17 protein-coding genes are annotated in these 18,975 nt (G+C 59.6%); 9 read left to right on the forward strand and 8 right to left on the reverse strand.

The window, feature by feature from the left end:
• Nucleotides 1–939, reverse strand: a complete 939-nt coding sequence (gene ribF / locus G9Q84_RS03030) for a bifunctional riboflavin kinase/FAD synthetase (protein WP_181639228.1) — start codon at nucleotides 937–939, stop codon at nucleotides 1–3.
• Nucleotides 940–1,059: 120 nt separating this feature from the next.
• A complete protein-coding gene (gene murJ, locus G9Q84_RS03035) occupies nucleotides 1,060–2,598 on the reverse strand; it encodes a murein biosynthesis integral membrane protein MurJ (protein ID WP_032886173.1) in 1,539 nt (512 codons plus the stop codon).
• Between the two features lie 253 nt (nucleotides 2,599–2,851).
• On the opposite strand from murJ, the gene rpsT reads away from it, so the two are divergent.
• On the forward strand, nucleotides 2,852–3,130 hold the full coding sequence (rpsT, locus tag G9Q84_RS03040) for a 30S ribosomal protein S20 (RefSeq protein WP_016976313.1): 279 nt from the start codon (nucleotides 2,852–2,854) through the stop codon (nucleotides 3,128–3,130).
• Between the two features lie 207 nt (nucleotides 3,131–3,337).
• Here rpsT and G9Q84_RS03045 read toward each other — a convergent pair whose 3' ends face one another.
• Nucleotides 3,338–3,823, reverse strand: a complete 486-nt coding sequence (locus G9Q84_RS03045) for an FKBP-type peptidyl-prolyl cis-trans isomerase (protein WP_032886172.1) — start codon at nucleotides 3,821–3,823, stop codon at nucleotides 3,338–3,340.
• Here G9Q84_RS03045 and G9Q84_RS03050 point away from each other — a divergent pair.
• Genes G9Q84_RS03050 through G9Q84_RS03060 form a run of 3 tightly spaced genes read left to right on the forward strand, consistent with a single transcriptional unit; the run spans nucleotide 3,792 to nucleotide 7,187 of the window.
• Nucleotides 3,792–4,127, forward strand: coding sequence for a DUF3565 domain-containing protein (locus tag G9Q84_RS03050; protein ID WP_032886171.1), 336 nt, complete (start codon nucleotides 3,792–3,794; stop codon nucleotides 4,125–4,127). The two genes, G9Q84_RS03045 and G9Q84_RS03050, sit on opposite strands and share 32 nt — an antisense overlap.
• A gap of 60 nt (nucleotides 4,128–4,187) precedes the next feature.
• Nucleotides 4,188–6,287, forward strand: a complete 2,100-nt coding sequence (pta, locus tag G9Q84_RS03055) for a phosphate acetyltransferase (protein ID WP_099601957.1) — start codon at nucleotides 4,188–4,190, stop codon at nucleotides 6,285–6,287.
• Nucleotides 6,288–7,187, forward strand: coding sequence for an acyltransferase (locus tag G9Q84_RS03060; protein WP_181642868.1), 900 nt, complete (start codon nucleotides 6,288–6,290; stop codon nucleotides 7,185–7,187). It abuts the gene before it with no gap.
• 175 nt (nucleotides 7,188–7,362) lie between these two features.
• Here G9Q84_RS03060 and cysN read toward each other — a convergent pair whose 3' ends face one another.
• The 3 genes from cysN to G9Q84_RS03075 all read right to left on the reverse strand — a co-directional run bounded on the left by cysN (nucleotide 7,363) and on the right by G9Q84_RS03075 (nucleotide 11,083).
• Complete coding sequence (gene cysN, locus G9Q84_RS03065; RefSeq protein WP_122680396.1) at nucleotides 7,363–9,261, reverse strand: sulfate adenylyltransferase subunit CysN; 1,899 nt, start codon at nucleotides 9,259–9,261, stop codon at nucleotides 7,363–7,365.
• 9 nt (nucleotides 9,262–9,270) lie between these two features.
• Nucleotides 9,271–10,188, reverse strand: a complete 918-nt coding sequence (cysD, locus tag G9Q84_RS03070) for a sulfate adenylyltransferase subunit CysD (protein ID WP_032886164.1) — start codon at nucleotides 10,186–10,188, stop codon at nucleotides 9,271–9,273.
• A 136-nt stretch (nucleotides 10,189–10,324) separates the two neighbouring features.
• A complete protein-coding gene (locus tag G9Q84_RS03075) occupies nucleotides 10,325–11,083 on the reverse strand; it encodes a Nif3-like dinuclear metal center hexameric protein (RefSeq protein WP_181642869.1) in 759 nt (252 codons plus the stop codon).
• Between the two features lie 102 nt (nucleotides 11,084–11,185).
• Between G9Q84_RS03075 and algW the strand changes: the two genes are divergently transcribed.
• Nucleotides 11,186–12,340, forward strand: a complete 1,155-nt coding sequence (algW, locus tag G9Q84_RS03080) for a Do family serine endopeptidase AlgW (RefSeq protein WP_032886161.1) — start codon at nucleotides 11,186–11,188, stop codon at nucleotides 12,338–12,340.
• Nucleotides 12,341–12,452: 112 nt separating this feature from the next.
• Nucleotides 12,453–14,558, forward strand: a complete 2,106-nt coding sequence (locus tag G9Q84_RS03085) for a TonB-dependent siderophore receptor (protein WP_181642870.1) — start codon at nucleotides 12,453–12,455, stop codon at nucleotides 14,556–14,558.
• Here the strand turns inward: G9Q84_RS03085 and hemH are convergent.
• Both hemH and G9Q84_RS03095 read right to left on the reverse strand, forming a co-directional pair.
• A complete protein-coding gene (gene hemH / locus G9Q84_RS03090) occupies nucleotides 14,553–15,578 on the reverse strand; it encodes a ferrochelatase (RefSeq protein WP_032886152.1) in 1,026 nt (341 codons plus the stop codon). The two genes, G9Q84_RS03085 and hemH, sit on opposite strands and share 6 nt — an antisense overlap.
• Before the next feature lie 14 nt (nucleotides 15,579–15,592).
• A complete protein-coding gene (locus G9Q84_RS03095; protein WP_032886147.1) occupies nucleotides 15,593–16,492 on the reverse strand; it encodes a TIGR01777 family oxidoreductase in 900 nt (299 codons plus the stop codon).
• 212 nt (nucleotides 16,493–16,704) lie between these two features.
• On the opposite strand from G9Q84_RS03095, the gene G9Q84_RS03100 reads away from it, so the two are divergent.
• The 3 genes from G9Q84_RS03100 (at nucleotide 16,705) to G9Q84_RS03110 (ending at nucleotide 18,975) form a co-directional block, all read left to right on the forward strand.
• Complete coding sequence (locus G9Q84_RS03100; protein ID WP_095183781.1) at nucleotides 16,705–17,691, forward strand: NAD(P)/FAD-dependent oxidoreductase; 987 nt, start codon at nucleotides 16,705–16,707, stop codon at nucleotides 17,689–17,691.
• Nucleotides 17,688–17,903, forward strand: coding sequence for a TIGR02450 family Trp-rich protein (locus tag G9Q84_RS03105; protein ID WP_181642871.1), 216 nt, complete (start codon nucleotides 17,688–17,690; stop codon nucleotides 17,901–17,903). Before G9Q84_RS03100 ends, G9Q84_RS03105 begins: the two co-directional genes overlap by 4 nt.
• Before the next feature lie 112 nt (nucleotides 17,904–18,015).
• Complete coding sequence (locus tag G9Q84_RS03110) at nucleotides 18,016–18,975, forward strand: YbgA family protein (protein ID WP_095183780.1); 960 nt, start codon at nucleotides 18,016–18,018, stop codon at nucleotides 18,973–18,975.

Raw genomic sequence — 18,975 nt, forward strand, 5'->3', positions numbered from 1 at the left:
TTAGCGATGGGCGCTAGGTGCGGCTAGTGCACGGGCGGCGGCGACATCCGCATTGATCGCCGTTTTCAACGCCTCAAGGGAGGCGAAACGCTGCTCTTCACGCAGCTTCTGGTGGAAAACCACCGTCAAACGCCGGTCGTATAAATCACCGGCAAAATCCAAAAGGTGAACCTCCAGGTGGGCCTTGCCATCACCTGCAACCGTGGGCCTGACGCCTATGTTGGCGACTCCCGGCCACGACTGGCCGTCAATATCGACGCTAACCAGGTAAACCCCTGTCAGCGGCACACGACGGCGCTTGAGTTGCACGTTGGCGGTTGGCGTGCCCAATTGGCGCGCCAGCTTCTGGCCGTGCAGCACCCGCCCGGCAATGCGGAACGGGCGACCGAGCAAACGCTCAGCCAAGACGAAGTCGGCAGCCGCCAGCGCATTACGCACTTGGGTACTGCTCACGCGCAGGCCATCTAATTCGACGGTTTGCGCGGCTTCGACGGTAAAGCCCTGGATGACGCCGGCGTGCTGTAGGAATTCAAAATCCCCAACCCGGTCGCAACCAAAACGGAAGTCGTCGCCGACCTCCAGATGTTGTACGCCCAGGCCATCCACGAGGATGCGGTCAACGAACTCGGCAGCGCTGAGGCTTTGCAAGCGCTGATTGAAAGCCAGGCAGAGGACGCGGTCCACACCTTCTTCAGCTAGCAGTTGCAGCTTGTCCCGCAAGCGAGCCAAGCGGGCTGGCGCCGTTTCCGGAGTGAAATATTCCCGCGGCTGTGGCTCAAAAATCACCACGCAGCTGGGCACGCCCAACTCGACCGCACGCTCGCGCAGCCGGGCCAGGATAGCCTGATGACCACGGTGAACACCGTCAAAGTTGCCAATAGTGGCGACGCAGCCCCGATGCTGGGGGCGCAGGTTGTGGAGACCTCGAACCAGCTGCATAACGCGCTTCTTGCTCATAAAGTGGTCGATTATAACCACACCCAGCCCCGGACGACAGGCAACAGCGCAGGGCAAGGTGGATGGAATCGATAAAACACCTGTTTTATCGCAGCAAACTCTCTAGCTCAGCGACTTGCGATTGAAATCGCGCAGGCGGAAACCCTGCAGCAGCAACATACCGAAGTACACCACCACACCGGCGACCACCAGCGCACCCAGGCGCATGAAGCGATCTAACATATGGCCTTGGTCCCACGCTGGCATAAAGTGCATCAACCCAAGCAGAACCGCCGACATCATTGCCACCGCCACCAGCAATTTCAGGGCAAACATGCCCCAGCCCGGCTGCGGCTGGAACATCTGCTGTTTGCGCAGCTGATAAAACAGCAGTCCAGCGTTGATGCAGGCGCCCGCACTGATGGCCAGGGCCAGGCCGGCGTGAGCCAACGGGCCGATAAACACAAGGTTGAGCAGTTGCGTGACGATCAGCGTGAAAATCGCGATTTTGACCGGGGTGCGGATGTTCTGCTGGGCGTAGAAGCCAGGCGCCAGCACTTTGATCACGATGATGCCGAGCAGGCCAACGGAGTAAGCAACCAGCGCGTGCTGCGTCATCAAGGCGTCATGGGCGTCGAACTGTCCGTATTGGAACAGTGAGACCGTTAGCGGCTCGGCCAGGATTCCCAGCGCAAGGGCGCACGGCAACACCAGGACGAAACACAGGCGCAGGCCCCAATCGAGGATGCGCGAGTACTCCTGGCGGTCTTTGCTTGCGTAGGTACGCGCCAGGGTCGGCAGCAGAATTGTGCCCAAGGCCACGCCGAGCACGCCGGAAGGCAACTCCATCAGACGATCGGCGTAATACATCCACGACACCGAGCCCGATACCAGCAGCGAGGCAAAGGCCGTGTTGATAATCAGGGAAATTTGACTGACCGACACGCCGAGAATCGCCGGCAGCATATTGCGCATCACGCGCCAGACGCCGGTGTCTTTCAGATTCAGGCGAGGCAGCACGAGCATGCCGATCTTTTTCAGGTGCGGCAGTTGGTAGAGCAATTGCGCCAGACCACCGGCCAGCACCGCCCAACCCAAGGCCATGACCGGCGGATCGAAGTACGGCGTGAGAAACAGCGCGAAAATAATCATGCTGACGTTTAGCAACGTTGGCACGAACGCCGGCACCGAAAACCGGTTCCAAGTATTGAGGATCGCCCCGGCCAGGGATGACAGGGAAATCAGCAATATATAAGGAAAGGTCACTCTCAGCAGATCAGTGGTCAGCGCGAACTTTTCCGGCGTATTAGCAAAACCGGGGGCCGTCGCCCAGATCACCCAGGGAGCGGCGAGCATTCCGAGGAGGGTCACCAGCATTAAAACCAGGGTCAGCAGGCCCGAAACGTAGGCAATAAAGGTACGAGTAGCTTCCTCGCCCTGCTGAGTCTTGTATTCAGCCAGAATCGGCACGAACGCTTGGGAAAATGCGCCTTCAGCGAAGATCCTGCGCAGCAGATTGGGCAACTTAAAGGCAATAAAGAAGGCATCCGTGGCCATGCTGGCGCCAAAAATGCGCGCCAGCAGGGTGTCACGCACGAACCCCAAAACCCTGGAGATCATTGTGATAGAGCTGACGGCAGCCAACGATTTGAGCAGATTCATTGAAAGAGTTTGCGCCTATAGATAAAGAGCAGGCGAACAAAGCGCCCACTTATGCGATACTGCGCGCCTGCAACAGCACAGAGCCAAAGCTCGCGAGTTTACAGGTCAAGCGCCGGAAATAAATCACCCGCCTCTTCAGATCGACCACTCAGCAGTTCGCATCAGCCGCCCTTGACAACACATCAAGTCATCGGCATGATTCGCGGCCTATTTTGTTTGCTATTTCCTAAAAAGTCTTTCGAGGAGCTCGACGGTGGCCAACACACCTTCCGCCAAAAAACGTGCAAAACAGGCTGAGAAGCGTCGCAGCCACAACGCCAGCCTGCGTTCCATGGTTCGTACCTACATCAAGAATGTAGTTAAAGCCATCGACACCAAAGACGCTGAAAAAGCTCAAGCAGCTTACGTTCTGGCTGTGCCAGTTATCGACCGTATGGCCGATAAAGGCATCATCCACAAGAACAAGGCCGCTCGCCATAAGAGCCGCCTGAATGGCCACATCAAGGCTCTGAGCGTTGCTGCTGCAGCCTAAGTGGTAACAACTGCTACGTAACCTTGGTTGCGAAACAGTTAGGAAATGCCCCGTACCGAAAGGTCCGGGGCATTTTTGTTTGTGCCTGAAAACACATGCGAGAGCGAGCTTGCCCCTTGCCACAGATGGAGCTGTGATGATTTCAGGCACAAAAAAACGCCCCGAACCAGTCGGGGCGTTTTTGCTATCAGCTGATTAACGCATCAATCAGTGCTGATGACCGCCTTCACCGTGAACGTGGCCGTGAGCAACTTCTTCCTGGGAAGCGTCGCGGATGGCAACGATCTTTACTTGGAAGTTCAGGCGCTGACCAGCCAGAGGGTGGTTGCCGTCGACGGTTACGTCGTCGCCGTCCAGATCACGGATGGTCACGATCTGCATTTGGCCGTCCGGCGCGGAAGCGTGGAACTGCATGCCCACTTCCAGCTCGTCAACGCCTTCGAACATGCTGCGGCTCAAAGTGCTGACCAGTTCAGCAGAGTATTCGCCGTAGGCATCTTCAGGTTCTACGGCTACGGTCAGTTCATCACCAACTGCCTTGCCTTCCAGGGCCTTTTCCAGGCCTGGGATGATATTACCTGCACCTTGCAGGTAGACCAGCGGCGCGCCGCCGGCGGAGCTGTCGATGACCTCACCAGCGTCGTTGGTCAGGGTATAGTCGATGGAGACAGCCTTGTTAGCGGCGATCGTCATGGGGCGAGACCTTTTGCATAAGAATGAAGAACGGACAAGTCTAAACAAGGATTTGCCCGAAAGCGAACGGAACCCGGACGGACGGGACCAATCAACGGTCATGATCATCGGTTTTCATTCGGACGAAGAAGGGCATTGGGTGGCCGAGCTGTCATGCGGCCATACCCAGCACCTGCGCCACCAGCCGCCGTGGCAATCCCGCGCGTGGGTACTCGACCCCGCACAGCGCCTGGAAAAAATAGGCCAGCCCTTTGCCTGCGGCTGGTGTGCGCAAGCGCCGAATAACGATAACCTTGACGCCTGATTCCCGGTAGGCACTCAGCCATAGAGCGCCACCGAAGCCATGCACCTCCAGAGAATTCGCATGCAGACTTTTTTTATCGCGCCCACCGATTTTGGTGTGGGTCTGACCTCCATCAGCCTAGGGCTGGTGCGCACCCTTGAACGGGCCGGGCTGAAAGTCGGCTTCTTCAAGCCGATTGCCCAACCGCATCCTGGCGACACCGGCCCAGAACGCTCCACCGAACTGGTGGCACGCACCCACGGCCTGAAGCCTCCACAACCCCTGGGCCTCGCCCATGTAGAGCGGATGCTAGGCGACGGCCAGCTGGATGAACTGCTCGAAGAAATTATCACGCTGTATCAGCAGGCCGCGGTGGGCAAGGATGTGCTGATCGTCGAAGGCATGGTGCCGACCCGCAACGCCAGCTACGCGGCGCGGGTCAACCTGCACTTGGCCAAGAGCCTGGATGCTGAAGTGATTCTAGTCTCCGCTCCGGAAAACGAAGTGCTTACCGAACTCTCAGGCCGCGTGGAATTGCAGGCCCAGTTGTTCGGCGGCCCGAAAGACCCGAAGGTACTCGGCGTAATCCTCAACAAAGTACGCACCGACGAAAGCATGGAAGCTTTCTCGGCGCGCCTGAAAGAACATTCGCCGCTGTTGCGCAGCGGTGACTTCCGCCTGCTGGGCTGCATCCCGTACCAGCCGGAACTCAACGCGCCGCGCACCCGCGACGTAGCCGACCTGATGGGCGCGCAGATCCTCAACGCCGGCGACTACGAAACTCGGCGCATGACCAAGATCATCATTTGCGCCCGCACTATGCGTAACACCGTAGAGCTGCTCAAGCCCGGCGTGCTGGTGGTGACCCCCGGCGACCGTGACGACATCATCCTCGCCGTCAGCCTGGCCGCGATCAACGGCGTACCCCTGGCCGGCCTGCTGCTGACCAGCGATACCCTGCCCGACCCGCGCATCATGGATCTGTGCCGCGGCGCCTTCCAGGCTGGGCTGCCGGTTTTGTCGGTGAGTACCGGTTCCTACGAGACCGCTAACCTGCTCAACAACCTCAACAAGGAAATCCCCATTGATGACCGCGAGCGTGCGGAGATCATCACCGATTTCGTCGCCAGCCACCTCGACGCGCGCTGGCTGCACCAGCGCTGCGGCACGCCGCGGGAGATGCGTCTATCACCGGCGGTGTTCCGCTACCAGTTGATCCAACGCGCCCAGGCTGCCAACAAACGCATTGTGCTGCCCGAAGGCAGCGAGCCGCTGACCGTGCAAGCCGCCGCTATCTGCCAGGCAAGGGGCATCGCGCGCTGCGTGCTTCTGGCCAAGCCGGCAGACGTGGAAGCCGTCGCCCGCGCCCAAGGCATCGAATTGCCTGAAGGCCTTGAGATTCTCGACCCGGACCTAATCCGCCAACGCTACGTCGAACCGATGGTCGCGCTGCGCAAAAGTAAGAGCCTCAACGCGCCAATGGCCGAGCAACAATTGGAAGACACCGTGGTGATCGCCACGATGATGCTCGCGCTGGACGAAGTGGACGGCCTGGTCTCTGGCGTTATCCACTCCACCGCGAACACCATCCGCCCTGCCCTGCAGCTGATCAAAACGGCGCCGGGCTGCACCCTGGTGTCGTCCGTGTTCTTCATGCTGTTCCCCGAGCAGGTGCTGGTCTATGGCGACTGCGTGATGAACCCGCACCCAAGCGCTGCGGAGCTGGCGGAAATCGCCCTGCAAAGCGCCGATTCGGCGGCGGCATTCGGCATTACCCCACGTGTGGCGATGATCAGTTATTCCAGCGGTGATTCAGCCAGCGGAGAAGAAGTGGAAAAAGTCCGCGAGGCCACCCTGCTCGCCCACGAGCAGCAAAGCTCGCTGCTGATCGACGGCCCGCTGCAATACGACGCCGCCGCCAACGAAAACGTAGCGCGGCAATTGGCGCCCAACAGCCAGGTCGCCGGCAAAGCCACGGTGTTCGTCTTCCCCGATCTGAACACCGGTAACACCACCCACAAAGCCGTGCAACGCAGCGCCGACTGCGTAAGCCTTGGCCCGATGCTGCAGGGCCTGCGCAAACCGGTCAACGACCTGCCCCGTGGTGCCCAGGTCGACGACATCGTGTACACCATCGCACTGACTGCGATCCAAGCCGCCAACCGACCAATGGATATCTAAATGCTGGATTTTCTACCTGCCGCCGTGCGCGGGGTCATCGCTTCGCTGTTGCTGGCACTGAACACGATACTGCTGTGTTCATTCCTGTTCATCGTCGCGCTGTTCAAGGCGCTACCGTTTGCCAAACGCTTCAGCGAATGGCTGATGAACCACACCCACGAAGCCTGGGTAACCAACAACAAGGGCTGGATGAACCTGGTACAGCGAACGCGTTGGCATCTCAAAGGCCTTGAAGGGCTGGACTATCAGCACTCGTACCTAGTGACCAGCAACCACCAGAGCTGGGTCGACATCATGGTGTTGCAATACGTGCTCAATCGACGGATTCGCCCGCTGAAGTTCTTCCTCAAGCAGGAATTGATCTGGGTGCCGGTGATTGGTCTGGCGTGGTGGGCGTTGGGCTTTCCGTTCATGAAGCGCTACACCAAGGCCTACTTGGAGAAGCACCCGGAGAAGAAAGGCAAAGACCTGGAAACCACCCGTAAGACCTGTGCGAAGTTTCGCGCAAACCCGGTAGGGATTTTCAACTTTGCCGAAGGCACTCGGTTTAGGACGGGCAAACATGCCCAGCAGAAGTCGCCGTTTCGCTACTTGCTCAAACCCAAGGCGGGCGGAATCGCGTTTGTGTTGGATGCCATGGGGGAACAGCTGAAATCACTGGTCAACGTGACCATTCACTACCCTGGCGGACGCCCTGGGTATTGGGACTTGCTCTGCGGCAAGGTGCAGGACGTGGTGGTGCAGTTTGAAGAGGTGCAGATTCCAGCCGAGTTCGTCGGCAGGAATTATGAGCAGGATGCGGAGTATCGGCTGGCGTTCCAGGGGTGGATTAACCAGCTGTGGGAAACCAAGGATGCGTTGCTGGAGCAGCTTCACACCGAATTCCCAAGCAAGCGATGATCAACCTGCGGGAGGGGGCTTGCCCCCGATGAGGGAGTATCAGTTGATGCAGCCGTAGCTGACCCACCGCTATCGGGGGCAAGCTCCCTCCCACATTTGACCGCGCCCGATCTTGAAGATGTGAAAAAGCCCGCCACCGATCACTCGGTGGCGGGCTTTTTTGTGGCCGCGAAGTTTAGATCGCGCCGCGCTGACGCAACAGCTCCAGCACTTGCTTGACGCTCTCTTCCAACGACAGAGCCTGGGTGTCGAGTACCAGATCGGCATTCAACGGCACGTCGTACGGGAAGGACTCACCAGGGATGTTATCCCCTCCGGCAGCGTACAAACCTTGCGGATCACGCTCGGCGCACACCAACGGCGACGCTTGCACGTAGACGGTCAGCAGGCGGTCGCTGCCAATCAGCGCCTTGGCCTGTTCACGGCCTTCGGCATCCGGGGCAACGAACGCCGCCAGGGTCAGCAGGCCGGCCTCGTTGAACTGACGCGCCACGTGAGCAGCACGACGCCAGTTCTCGGTACGCCCGGCACGATCCTGAGGCAAGCCTTTGTTCAGGTCGTGGCGTAGGTTCTGACCATCCAGTACGAACACGGCACGGCCCATGTCGAACAGCTTGCGCTCAACCGCGTAGGCCAAGGTGCTTTTGCCAGCGCCCGAGAGGCCGCTGAACAGAACGGTGGCCGGTTGCTGACCAAAGCGCAGGGCACGTTCTTCAGTGGCCACATGAGCCAACTTGCCGTGCTGCGCCGCGCTGCCGTGGGTAACAGGCGGCGCGATGATCATGCCCGCGGCGACGGTGCCGTTGGTCAAACGGTCGATGACAATAAACGCGCCCGTGGTGCGATTGCTGTCGTAACCGTCCAACGCGATGGCGGCGTCGAGGCTGACCTTGACCCGGCCAATCTCATTCAGTTGCAACGAACTCGCCGGGCCTTCGGCCAGGGTGTTCACGTCCACGCGGTGCACAATGCTGGTGATGGAACCCGGCACATAGCTGGTGGCGCGCTTGATGTCGTATTTCTTGCCCGGCAGCATCGGTTCTTCGGCCATCCACACCAGCATGGCATCGAAGGCGTCAGTCACTTGCGGCACGTTGTCGGCATGCACCAACAGGTCGCCACGGGAGATGTCGATCTCGTCTTCCATGGTCAGGGTCACGGCCTGACCTGGGCCGGCGTGCTCCAGTTCACCGTCGAAGGTGACGATGGATTTGACGCGGCTGCTCTTGCCCGATGGCAGAACAACGATTTCGTCGCCCTTATGCACGATGCCGCTGGCAAGGGTGCCGGCGAAACCGCGGAAGTTAAGGTTTGGACGGTTAACGTACTGCACCGGGAAACGCAGGTCGGTGTAGTTGCGGTCGTTGGCGATCTCGACGGTTTCGAGGATTTCCATCAGCGACTGGCCGGTGTACCAAGGCGAACGCTCGCTCTTGTTCACCACGTTGTCACCCTTGAGCGCCGACATCGGCACGAATGCCAGGGTGCTCGGCTTGAACGCGATACCGTCGGCGAACTTCAGGTAATCAGCCTTGATCGACTCGAATACGCTTTGGTCAAAGCCATTGATGTCCATCTTGTTGATGGCAACGACGATGTGCTTGATGCCCAGCAACGACGCGATGAAGCTGTGGCGACGGGTCTGGGTCTGCACACCGTAGCGGGCATCGATCAGGATGATCGCCAGGTCACAGGTGGAGGCACCGGTAGCCATGTTGCGGGTGTACTGCTCATGGCCAGGAGTGTCGGCGATGATGAATTTGCGCTTTGCGGTGGAGAAGTAGCGGTAGGCAACATCGATGGTGATGCCCTGCTCACGCTCGGCCTGCAGGCCGTCGACCAGCAACGCCAGGTCGATGTCATCGCCGGTGGTGCCGGACTTCTTCGAATCGCGGGTAATGGCTTCCAGGTGATCTTCGTAGATCATCTTGGAGTCGTGCAGCAGGCGCCCGATCAGGGTGCTTTTGCCGTCGTCGACGTTGCCGCAGGTCAGGAAGCGCAACATCTCTTTGCGCTCGTGCTGGCCCAGGTAGGCGAGGATGTCCTCGCTGATCAAATCAGATTGATGCGACATGACAGCCCCTTAGAAATAGCCTTGACGTTTTTTATCTTCCATCGAGCCTGCACCATCGTGGTCGATGACACGGCCCTGGCGCTCGGAAGTTCGCGTCAGGAGCATTTCCTGAATGATGTCCGTCAGCGTCTCGGCTTCGGACTCCACCGCGCCCGTCAACGGGTAGCAGCCAAGGGTACGGAAACGTACTTTCTTTTTGACGATACGGGCTTTGTCTTCGTCGGACAGGTGCTCGAGGATGCGGTCGTCGTCGATCATGATCAACGTGCCGTTCTTCTCGATGACATCGCGTTCGGCGGCAAAGTACAGCGGCACGATCGGGATGCCTTCAAGGTAGATGTACTGCCAGATGTCCAGCTCGGTCCAGTTGGACAGCGGGAACACACGGATCGACTCACCCTTGTTGACGTTGCCGTTGTAGACATTCCACAGCTCGGGGCGCTGGTTCTTCGGATCCCAGCGGTGCTTGCTGTCGCGGAACGAGTACACGCGCTCTTTGGCACGGGATTTCTCTTCATCGCGACGGGCACCGCCGAAGGCAGCGTCGAAACCATGCTTGTCCAATGCCTGCTTAAGGCCTTCGGTCTTCATGATGTCGGTGTGTTTGGCGCTGCCGTGGGTGAACGGGTTGATGCCCTGCGCAACACCATCGGGGTTGACGTGGGTGATCAGGTCCAGGCCCAGTTCTTCGACCATTTTGTCGCGGAACGCGTACATCTCCTGGAATTTCCAGCGGGTATCGACGTGCATCACCGGGAACGGCAGTTTGCCCGGGAAGAAGGCCTTGCGTGCCAGATGCAACATCACGGCGGAGTCTTTACCGATCGAGTAGAGCATCACCGGGTTGTCGAACTCGGCGGCGACCTCGCGGATGATGTGGATGCTTTCCGCCTCCAGCTGTTTCAGATGCGTCAGTTTGTCGACCATGGCTACTCACGGAAAAACGATCTTATGGACGGCCAGCGGGCCGTGTTCGAGCGAGGCATGCTAGCACAGCACCTTCTTCTATTCAGGGAGCCAGCTAGATCGAAACGATATAAGAATATGCCCCCAGGTTTGGCGCTCAAATCGGGTTGGGACAATCGATAAACAGATGCTCCAGGGCGAAACGTCGCGCTAAATAATCTCCCAAAGCCTGCACACCGTAGCGCTCGGTTGCGTGGTGCCCGGCGGCGATGAAGCTGATGTCGTTTTCCCGCGCACTGTGGAAGGTTTGCTCGGAAGCTTCACCGCTGAGGAACAGATCGACGCCGGCGGCAATCCCATGGTCGATGTAGCCTTGGCCACCGCCGGTGCACCAGCCGACGCGGCGGATCATCTCGCTGCCTTCGATCAGCAGCGGTTCGCGGCCCATGACGTCCTGTACGCGGCGGGCGAAGTCACGGGGCGACAAAGGTTCGGCGAGGGAGCCGACGAGGCCGACGATCTTGGGGTTGCTTGGGTCCAGCGGGCCCTCGACGGTGATGTCCAACTGCTTGGCAAGCTGCACGTTGTTGCCGACGTCAGGGTGCAGGTCCAGCGGCAGGTGGTAGGCCAGCAAACTGATGTCGTGCTTGAGCAGGGTTTTCAGTCGCCGTTGCTTCATGCCGGTGATGCAGGGGTTTTCGCCTTTCCAGAAATAACCGTGGTGCACCAGGATCAAATCGGCATGGGCTTCGACGGCTGCGTCCAGCAGGGCTTGGCTGGCGGTCACGCCGCTGACGATGCGCATCACCTGCGGGCGACCTTCAACTTGCAGGCCGTTGGGGCAGTAGTCGGGGATTTTTGCACTGCCGAGGTAGCGGTCTGCTTCCTCAACGAGGGTGGTAAGGGGGACGGCCATAAAAGACTCCTAAATATCCCGTTCCGAGGCGCTCGCAGCCTCGTATAATGCGCGACATTATGGGCGCTCTCCCGCCCCCTGCAACCTGTCAGGACTTACTTGATGCTCAAGGCACTGCGTTTTTTTGGATGGCCATTGTTGGCTGGCGTGCTGATCGCGATGCTGATTATTCAGCGTTTCCCCCAATGGGTGGGCTTACCGAGCCTTGATGTGAACCTGCAACAGGCACCGCAAACCAGCGCGGTGGTACAAGGCCCGGTGACATACGCGGACGCAGTGGTCATTGCCGCTCCGGCAGTGGTCAACCTGTACACCACCAAGGTCATCAACAAACCAGCGCATCCGCTGTTTGAAGACCCACAGTTCCGCCGCTATTTCGGCGACAACGGGCCCAAGCAACGGCGCATGGAATCCAGCCTGGGTTCCGGGGTGATCATGAGCCCCGAGGGCTACATCCTCACCAACAACCACGTGACCACCGGCGCCGACCAGATTGTGGTGGCCCTGCGTGATGGTCGCGAGACCCTGGCTCGTGTGGTGGGCAGCGACCCGGAAACGGATCTGGCGGTATTGAAGATCGATTTGAAAAGCCTGCCGTCCATCACTCTCGGCCGCTCCGATGGACTGCGGGTGGGTGATGTGGCACTGGCCATCGGCAACCCGTTCGGGGTGGGACAGACGGTGACCATGGGCATCATCAGCGCCACCGGACGCAACCAGCTGGGGCTTAACAGCTACGAAGATTTCATCCAGACCGACGCGGCGATCAACCCTGGCAACTCCGGCGGCGCGCTGGTGGATGCCAATGGCAACTTGACCGGTATCAACACGGCGATTTTCTCCAAGTCGGGCGGTTCCCAGGGCATCGGTTTTGCGATCCCGGTGAAGCTGGCGATGGAAGTGATGAAGTCGATCATCGAGCACGGCCAAGTGATTCGCGGCTGGCTGGGGATCGAAGTGCAGCCGCTGACCAAGGAACTGGCCGAGTCGTTTGGCCTGACCGGGCGCCCAGGCATTGTGGTCGCCGGGATCTTCCGCGACGGTCCGGCACAAAAAGCCGGGCTGCAATTGGGTGACGTGATCCTGAGCATCAACGGCGAACCGGCGGGTGATGGTCGCAAATCGATGAACCAGGTGGCACGGATCAAGCCGACCGATAAGGTGACGATCCTGGTGATGCGCAACGGCAAAGAGATCAAGTTGTCGGCGGAAATCGGACTGCGCCCGCCGCCGGCTCCGGTTAAAGAAGAGGAATAAGCCGCTTCGCTCAGGTGCCCGTTCGCGGGCACCTACAAGCCAACATTTCATAGCGATTCATTCTCATTGGTCATGTTATATTGTTTCAATATCGCTATTGGAACGCTCTATCATGCCGTCTCGAAGAATTGCCCCCTTAGCTGGCCTGGCCTTGGGCTTGCTGCTTGATCCCGCTTTTGCCGAAGAAACCACCGTCGAACTCGATACCATCAGCGTCACCACCGACGCCTATGAATCCGCAACCGGCCCAGTGAAGGGCTACCGCGCCACGCGTTCAGCCAGTGCGACTAAAACCGACACGGCCCTGCGCGATATCCCACAATCCATCAGCGTTATTCCGGCAACGGTGCTCAAAGACCTGGGCAGCACCAACGTGGAACGCGCCCTGGAATTCGCGGGCGGCGTATCCAAGCAAAATAACTTTGGCGGCCTGACACTCTACGAATACAGCGTGCGCGGCTTCACCACCTCAGAATTCTATCAAGACGGTTTCAGCGCCAACCGTGGTTACCCGAGCACACCGGACGCGGCCACTATCGAACGCATCGAAGTGCTCAAAGGCCCCGCGGCCAGTTTGTACGGGCGTGGCGACCCAGGGGGCACCGTGAATATCGTGACCAAAAAACCTCAGCCAGAAGCCTTCACTACCCTGCAAACCAGTGCCGGCAGTTGGGACCGTTATCGCACCGCTCTCGACGTCAACACGCCGCTGGACAACGAAGGCCACGTGCTGTCGCGGGTCAACCTGGCAGTCGAAGACAACCACAGCTTCCGCGATCACGTGCAGAGCAAGAGCGTGTTCGTCGCGCCCTCGTTCAGTTGGCAATTGGACCCAAACACCAGCCTGCTCGTCGAAAGTGAATTCGTGCGCCACAGCTCAACCTTCGACCGTGGCATCGTCGACGCCCCCGGCCTGTCACGCGAAACCTTCCTCGGCGAACCCAACGACGGTGACATCGACAACCACAACAATCGCATCCAGGCGACCCTCGAACATCACCTAAACGACGCCTGGAAACTGCGCCTGGCCAGCCACTACAAACAAGGTAGCCTGTGGGGCGACGCCTCGGAAAACCGAGCTCTCAATGCAGATGGCCATACCCTAAACCGCCGCTACCGCGAACGCGCCATGGGCTGGCACGACAGCATCACCCAGTTGGAACTGCGCGGCCTGTTCGACGTCGGCAGCTGGCAGCATGAACTGTTGATCGGCACTGAATACGAGGACTACCGCAAGAAGGAACGCGTGACGGCCATCGCCGGCAGCCCCGGTAGCTCGTACGCCATCGACATCTACAACCCGGTCTACGGCCAAACCAAACCCAATGGCATACGCTCCGGCACCGACTTTTTCGAGCACACCAAAAGCCACGCGCTTAACCTGCAAGACCAAATCGTCTTTACCGATCGCCTACGCGGCATGGTCGGCGCACGCTTCGAGCATTTCCAGCAAACCGTCGACGACTTCACTCGAAATGTCCCACCGAGCCGGCAAACTCACGACGCTCTTACCCAGCGCGCCGGCCTGCTTTATCAACTCACCCCCGAAGTCGGCGTGTTCGCCAATGCCTCCACTTCGTTCAAACCCAACAGCGGCCTGGACGCGACAGGTAAAACCTTCAAGCCCGAAGAAGGCGTAGGTTATGAAGTTGGGATCAAGAGCGAGCTGTTCGACGACCGCCTCAGCGCTACCCTCGCGGCGTTCCATATCGAAAAGGAAAACGTATTGGCCCTGGACCCGGCCACCAACACCAACCGTGCAATGGGCAAGGCTCGCAGCCAGGGCTTTGATCTGCAACTGACCGGGCAACTGACCGACGCGGTGCGAGTGATCGGCGCCTTCGCCTACATTGACGCCGAGGTGACCAAGGGCGACAAGGCCATTCCGGCGGGCAGCCGCATTCTCGGCGTGGCCAAGCGCAGCGGCAGTCTGTTGGGGGTGTATGAATTCCAGGACGGCGCCTTGCGCGGCTCAGACGTGGGCGCGGCGTTCACCTATGTGGGTGACCGCTCGGGTGAAGCCGGCAGCAGTTTTGAACTGCCGGCCTACCACACCGTGGATTTGCTGGCGCACTACAAAGCCACCGAGAACGTGACTGTGGGCCTGAATCTGAACAACCTGTTTGACGAGAAGTACTACGAGCGGTCCTACAGCAACTACTGGATCAGCCCCGGCGAACCGCGCAATCTCACCGTCAGCTTGAGCCTCAGCCTATAGGGACAACGGCGCTCTTTCGCACAAAGTATTGAGCGCCGCCGCCCACTGCGGATCATCATTCAAGCACGGCACCAACACCAACTCCTCGCCCCCCGCCTCACGGAATTGCTCCAACCCCCGATCGCCAATTTCTTCCAGGGTCTCGATGCAATCGGCCACAAACGCCGGGCACATCACCAGCAGCTTTTTCACGCCTTGCTGGGCCAGCGCCTCCAGGCGAGCTTCAGTGTAGGGCTCGATCCACTTCGCACGGCCCAGACGCGATTGAAACGCCACCGACCATTTGCCATCCGGCAAACCCAGGCGGGCGGCTACATCGCGGGCAACACTGAAACATTGTGCGCGATAGCATTTGGCAAGCACTTCAGGCGAGGCTTTCTTGCAGCAGTCGGCATCCTTGAAACAATGCTGGCCAGTCGGGTCGAGCTTAGTCAGGTGGCGCTCGGGCAAACCGTGGAAGCTCAGCAGCAAGTGATCGTAATCCTGCTCGACATAACGCCGTGCGCTCGCCGCCAGGGCATCAAGGTATTCCGGCTGGTCGTAGAACGGCTGCAGAATCGAGAGTCGCACATTCAGTTTCTTGCTTCGCACCACGCGCCGGGCTTCTTCGATCACCGTGGTCACGGTGCTGTCGGCGAACTGCGGGTACAACGGCGCCAGGGTGATCTTCTGAATACCCTGGGTGGCGAGGCGCGTCAGTGTCGTTTCCAGGGACGGCTCGCCATAACGCATGGCCAGTTCCACCGGGCCTTGTGTCCACTGCGCCGTCATCTGCTGTTGCAGGCGACGACTGAGCACAACCAGCGGCGAACCTTCATCCCACCAGATCGACGCATAGGCATGGGCCGACTGCTCGGGGCGCTTGATCAGGATCAGCGACACCAGCAATCGACGTACCGGCCACGGCAAGTCAATCACATAAGGGTCCATCAAAAACTGGTTAAGGTAGCTGCGCACATCCGCCACCGAAGTGGACGCCGGTGAACCCAGGTTGACCAGTAACAACGCGTGATCCGTCATGCAACATCCTATTTCTAGAGGCGGCTGGACAAGTCATCCAAAGCCGTATGCAACTCAGTGAACTGGAAAGTGAAACCGGCGGCCATCAAGCGTTCGGGAATCGCCTTCTGCCCGCCCAGCAACAGCCCCGACAACTCACCCAAGCCTACCTTCAGCGCAAAGGCTGGCATCGGCATGAACGCCGGGCGGTGCAGTACCTGGCCCAGGGTCTTGGCGAACTCGCGGTTACGCACTGGGTGTGGGGCGCAGGCATTATAAGGACCGCTGGCGTCATCCTTGTGCAGAAGAAAATCAATCAGGGCGATTTGATCCTTGATATGCACCCATGGCATCCACTGCCGACCATTACCGATAGGCCCGCCCAGCGCCAGTTTGAACGGCAGCAGCAGCCGCGACAAAAAGCCGCCCTCGGCCGCCAATACCAAACCGGTGCGCACCAGAACCACGCGCATGCCCAAAGCTTCGGCACGCTGGGCGGTTTCCTCCCAGGCGATACAGAGCTGGCTGGGAAAATCGTCCTGTACCGGACCACTGGCCTCGGTCAGTTCGCGCTCACCACCGTCGCCGTACCAGCCCACCGCCGAGCCGGAAATCAACACCGCCGGCTTTTGCGCAAGACCTTCCAGCCACGCCAACAGGGTTTCGGTAAGACCGATGCGACTGCTCCACAACAGCGCCTTGCGTTTGTGGGTCCAGGGACGATCGGCGATGGCGGCGCCGGCGAGGTTGACCACAGCGTCCACGACGCCGATCACCTCTTCCAGGCGCGCAACGCCCAGCACCTCGGCGCCACACAAGGCGGCAACCTCTTCGGGATGACGGCTCCACACGGTCAGGCGATGGCCTTGACCGAGCCAGTGTTGGCAGAGTTGGCGGCCGATCAAGCCGGTACCGCCGGTCAGCAAAATGTGCATGGGATCTTCCTCATGTAACGTTCGCCGCCGATCACTGGTCTATTTTATAAGCAGGGATCAATTTGTAATCGTGCGTGACTGTTGTTTAAGCCTCAGCTTTAACCATAGGCCACGCCACACGTTCAGGTACGCCAAAACTTATACCAAAAAACAATATTGTACAGCTATTGGTGTCGGCGTAGTCTGTACCCAACGGTAGAACGAGGCCCTCCATGACTGTCCCCATCGCGATCATCGGTACCGGCATCGCCGGTCTCTCCGCCGCCCGAGCGTTACGAGACGCCGGGCACGCTGTGCAACTCTTCGATAAAAGCCGCGGCAGTGGCGGCCGCATGTCCAGCAAGCGCAGTGATGCCGGTGCGCTGGACATGGGCGCCCAATACTTCACCGCCCGCGACCGACGCTTCGTCAATGAAGTGCAACGCTGGCAAAGCAACGGCTGGGCCGAGCAGTGGAAACCGCAGTTGTACAACTTCAAATCCGGCCAGCTCACCCCTTCCCCCGACGAGCAGATCCGCTGGGTAGGCTCACCGCGCATGAGCGCCATCACCCGTGCCCTGCTCGATGACTTGCCGGTGGAGTTCGGTTGCCGCATTACCGAGGTGTTCCAAGGGACTCAACACTGGAACCTGCTCGACGCTGACGGTGGCAATCATGGACCATTCAGCCACGTGATCATCGCCACGCCAGCGCCACAAGCCACCGCCCTGCTCGCTGCTGCGCCAAAGCTGGCCAGCGCCGCCGCAGGGGTAAAAATGGACCCCACCTGGGCCATCGCCCTGGCCTTCGACACCCCCCTTGATACGCCAATGGAAGGCTGCTTCGTGCAGGACAGCCCCCTCGACTGGCTGGCGCGTAACCGCAGCAAACCTGGACGCGACACCACCCTCGACACCTGGGTGCTGCACGCCACCAGCGCCTGGAGCAAAGCCCACTTGGACCTGTCCAAGGAAGCCGTGATCGAACACCTGCACGGCGCCTTCGCCGAGTTACTGCACAGCGCCATGCCTGCGCCGTCGTTCAGCCTGGCGCACCGCTGGCTCTATGCGCGGCCGTCCAGCAGCCATGAATTCGGTGTGCTGGCCGATGCCGACCTGGGTCTGTACGTGTGTGGCGACTGGTGCCTGTCCGGTCGAGTGGAAGGCGCCTGGCTCAGTGGCCAGGAAGCCGCGCGACGCCTGATCGAGCACCTGCAATGAACCGCATCAACCCCGCCAAGCTGCTGCTGTCAAAGTGGACAGCAGCCCATCCCCTTAATAAGGAAAAACACTTTTTGGTCACCGAGCTGTTTCGGGATGAAGAAGGCACGGTGCTGGAAATCGAGCTGCAAGCCATCATGACCAAACGCGGCGAACGCCTTCCGTGGCAGACCTTGCAGAATGCCGAGGCATGGAAAATGGGCTGGAAATAGTCCCCCGCAAAAAAACCTGTACAAATAATTTGACTTGTACAGCTTCAGACCTATGATGAGATTAGTTGTACAGAAATCAACGCTTGTACAAGAATCTTGCAGAGGTTTGGCCATGTCCAGCAGCGCAAAACCGAAGATCGCTATCAGCGCCTGCCTACTAGGCGAGAACGTGCGCTTCAATGGCGGCCATAAACAGTCCCTGCTCTGCAGCCAAACCCTCGCCGACTACTTCGACTTTGTGCCCCTGTGCCCCGAAGTTGCGATCGGCCTGGGCATCCCCCGCGAACCGATCCGCCTGGTTGGCGACCCTGCCCATCCGCAGGCCGTGGGCACTGTGCGCCGCGAACTCAACGTGACCCAGCCCCTGAACGAATACGGCCAGCAGATGGCTGAAGAACATACCGATCTGTGCGGCTACATCTTCATGCAGAAGTCGCCGTCCTGTGGACTGGAGCGAGTCAAGGTGTACCGCGAAAACGGCACACCGGTCGACGGTGGCGGACGCGGCATCTATGCCCAGGCGTTTTGCGCGCGCCACCCCAACCTACCGGTCGAAGAAGACGGCCGACTTAACGACCCGGTGCTGCGGGAAAACTTCCTGACCCGCGTTTTCGTCTACGCCAGTTGGCAAAAGCTGCTGGCCGAAGGGCTGACCCGTCACCGCCTGCTGGCCTTTCACTCGCGCTACAAATACCTGCTGATGGCCCACAGTCCCGCCCATTACAAAAGCCTGGGTCACCTGCTGGGCAGCATGGGCAAAGGCACCGACCTCAATGAACTCGCCGAGTCTTACTTCAGCGATTTGATGACCGGCCTGACCAAATGCGCCACTCGCGGCACCCACACCAATGTGCTGCAACACATCAGCGGCTACCTCAAGCAAGTGATCAGCGCCGATGACAAGCAGGAAATGCAAACCGTCATCGGCCAATACCGCCACGGCATCGTGCCGCTGGTGGTGCCGCTGACGCTGCTCAAGCATCACTTTCGCCAACACCCGGACCGCTACATCGCGCAGCAGGCGTACCTGCAACCGCACCCGGAAAATCTCAGCCTGCGTAATGCGATCTAG

The sequence above is a fragment of the Pseudomonas sivasensis genome (genome assembly GCF_013778505.1).
Taxonomy (GTDB): Bacteria; Pseudomonadota; Gammaproteobacteria; order Pseudomonadales; family Pseudomonadaceae; genus Aquipseudomonas; species Aquipseudomonas sivasensis.

What these genes read in the sequence shown, in the direction of transcription:
- ribF (WP_181639228.1), bottom strand. Translation starts at nt 939, where the DNA reads ATGCAGCTGGTTCGAGGTCTCCACAACCTGCGCCCCCAGCATCGGGGC.
- murJ (WP_032886173.1), bottom strand. Translation starts at nt 2,598, where the DNA reads ATGAATCTGCTCAAATCGTTGGCTGCCGTCAGCTCTATCACAATGATC.
- G9Q84_RS03050 (WP_032886171.1), top strand. Translation starts at nt 3,792, where the DNA reads ATGGAGACAGCCTTGTTAGCGGCGATCGTCATGGGGCGAGACCTTTTG.
- G9Q84_RS03045 (WP_032886172.1), bottom strand. Translation starts at nt 3,823, where the DNA reads ATGACGATCGCCGCTAACAAGGCTGTCTCCATCGACTATACCCTGACC.
- pta (WP_099601957.1), top strand. Translation starts at nt 4,188, where the DNA reads ATGCAGACTTTTTTTATCGCGCCCACCGATTTTGGTGTGGGTCTGACC.
- G9Q84_RS03060 (WP_181642868.1), top strand. Translation starts at nt 6,288, where the DNA reads ATGCTGGATTTTCTACCTGCCGCCGTGCGCGGGGTCATCGCTTCGCTG.
- cysN (WP_122680396.1), bottom strand. Translation starts at nt 9,261, where the DNA reads ATGTCGCATCAATCTGATTTGATCAGCGAGGACATCCTCGCCTACCTG.
- cysD (WP_032886164.1), bottom strand. Translation starts at nt 10,188, where the DNA reads ATGGTCGACAAACTGACGCATCTGAAACAGCTGGAGGCGGAAAGCATC.
- G9Q84_RS03075 (WP_181642869.1), bottom strand. Translation starts at nt 11,083, where the DNA reads ATGGCCGTCCCCCTTACCACCCTCGTTGAGGAAGCAGACCGCTACCTC.
- algW (WP_032886161.1), top strand. Translation starts at nt 11,186, where the DNA reads ATGCTCAAGGCACTGCGTTTTTTTGGATGGCCATTGTTGGCTGGCGTG.
- G9Q84_RS03085 (WP_181642870.1), top strand. Translation starts at nt 12,453, where the DNA reads ATGCCGTCTCGAAGAATTGCCCCCTTAGCTGGCCTGGCCTTGGGCTTG.
- hemH (WP_032886152.1), bottom strand. Translation starts at nt 15,578, where the DNA reads ATGACGGATCACGCGTTGTTACTGGTCAACCTGGGTTCACCGGCGTCC.
- G9Q84_RS03095 (WP_032886147.1), bottom strand. Translation starts at nt 16,492, where the DNA reads ATGCACATTTTGCTGACCGGCGGTACCGGCTTGATCGGCCGCCAACTC.
- G9Q84_RS03100 (WP_095183781.1), top strand. Translation starts at nt 16,705, where the DNA reads ATGACTGTCCCCATCGCGATCATCGGTACCGGCATCGCCGGTCTCTCC.
- G9Q84_RS03105 (WP_181642871.1), top strand. Translation starts at nt 17,688, where the DNA reads ATGAACCGCATCAACCCCGCCAAGCTGCTGCTGTCAAAGTGGACAGCA.
- G9Q84_RS03110 (WP_095183780.1), top strand. Translation starts at nt 18,016, where the DNA reads ATGTCCAGCAGCGCAAAACCGAAGATCGCTATCAGCGCCTGCCTACTA.